The sequence below is a fragment of the Streptococcus intestinihominis genome, assembly GCF_046824975.1.
In the GTDB taxonomy this organism is placed as follows: Bacteria; Bacillota; Bacilli; order Lactobacillales; family Streptococcaceae; genus Streptococcus.
Map to the genome: position 1 here is coordinate 261230 of NZ_JBKQBL010000001.1, position 1236 is coordinate 262465.

Annotated in this window: 2 protein-coding genes and 1 pseudogene; all 3 read right to left on the reverse strand. The window is 36.2% G+C overall.

Annotated features, from left to right (window positions below):
* A pseudogene (locus ACLOR3_RS01350) lies at window positions 1-450 on the reverse strand (heavy metal translocating P-type ATPase); the annotation flags it as partial.
* A 1-nt stretch (window position 451) separates the two neighbouring features.
* Window positions 452-730 (reverse strand): DUF6110 family protein, encoded by a 279-nt coding sequence (locus ACLOR3_RS01355; RefSeq protein ID WP_002902306.1) that lies wholly within the window; start codon window positions 728-730, stop codon window positions 452-454.
* 180 nt (window positions 731-910) lie between these two features.
* The coding region (locus ACLOR3_RS01360; RefSeq protein ID WP_412036919.1) for a transposase at window positions 911-1236 on the reverse strand (326 nt) is incomplete at its 5' end.

The window sequence follows — 1236 nt, forward strand, 5'->3', positions numbered from 1 at the left end:
CAACAAAATGGCCGAACAGTCCAAGACCTCCATGGTTAGTTCCTTGCGCGCTAAAGTTTGATAGGCTTCTTTGACATAACCCAAAGCCTGATAACAAGTCCAAATATAACGAATAGGGTAGGGTACAAAACTTCGAAACAGCAAACGCTTAATCGCTGCACCCGATACAATTGAATAAGCACTCTCTTCTCTACGAATGGGAAGAGTCATCAAGTCCGAAACTTTCCCCTTGTCAATTTTTTTTAAAAAGGCCTCTGCATTTTCTAATACAGAGAAGCCTTCTTTCATACGTAGAGTAAAGTGCTGCTGATCCATATAAAACTGAATAGAGTCGATCCCTTTTTCATCTTTAGCCAAGGAACGAAGATAATCTTGAATATCCAAGGTCAGTGAAAACGAGGACGATAATCGGATATGTTGATATCCTCTGTGTAGCACTTTAAAAGACATATTATTCACCTGTCAGGCTATCTAATTGTTCTTCTTTCTTTTCCTGTTCGTATAAATATTTAGCGTCTTGTAAAACATCATCACCGTGTTGTTTTACAACAGAAACAGATGCATCCAGTCCATCTTTCAATTTGTAAGCTTTAGCCAAGGCCTTAGAATAGCCTTTCTTAGCTTCTTTACTTGCTAAGACTTTCAAGCCAAGCGTCCCAAATGCTACCCCTCCTAAGAAGAGAGATGATTTTTTCGCAACTTTTACGACGTTTAATACTTCTTTTAACATGTTTATTTCCTCCTTGTAACTATTGTAGCGAAAAATGACAGCAAAAGCAATTGCTGATATCTGATATATAGATAAAATTCTCTATACTGATATTTAATTATATTATGATGAAAACAATATACTTTATTTTTTGATACTGTCAATAATTATGTGTAAACACTTAAGTAGAGTTACGGAGTGTTAATTAAATAAGCTTTCAAGTGTATCAGAACATTGACCAAACCCTTTATGGATTCGTTGACTTTGCTTGAAATTATAATCTTCAAACAACGTAACTAAGTAACGTTCCAGAGCCTCCTCATTAGGAAAAAGAACCTTCTTTTTCGTTTGATGTTTGATTTCTTTGTTAAGAGACTCAATGAGGTTTGTCGAATACATGCTGTGCCAAATCTGGTAGGGAAACTGATAAAAAGTTAAAAGATTATCCGTCTTCTCCAGACTTTCCATGACTTTCCTATACTTTGGTTTCCATTCGGCGAGAAAGTCCTCTAAAGCTTGTCCTGCCA

Bases quoted from the DNA above. Each gene is read 5' to 3' on its own strand.
- ACLOR3_RS01355 (WP_002902306.1), bottom strand. From the start codon at position 730: ATGTTAAAAGAAGTATTAAACGTCGTAAAAGTTGCGAAAAAATCATCT.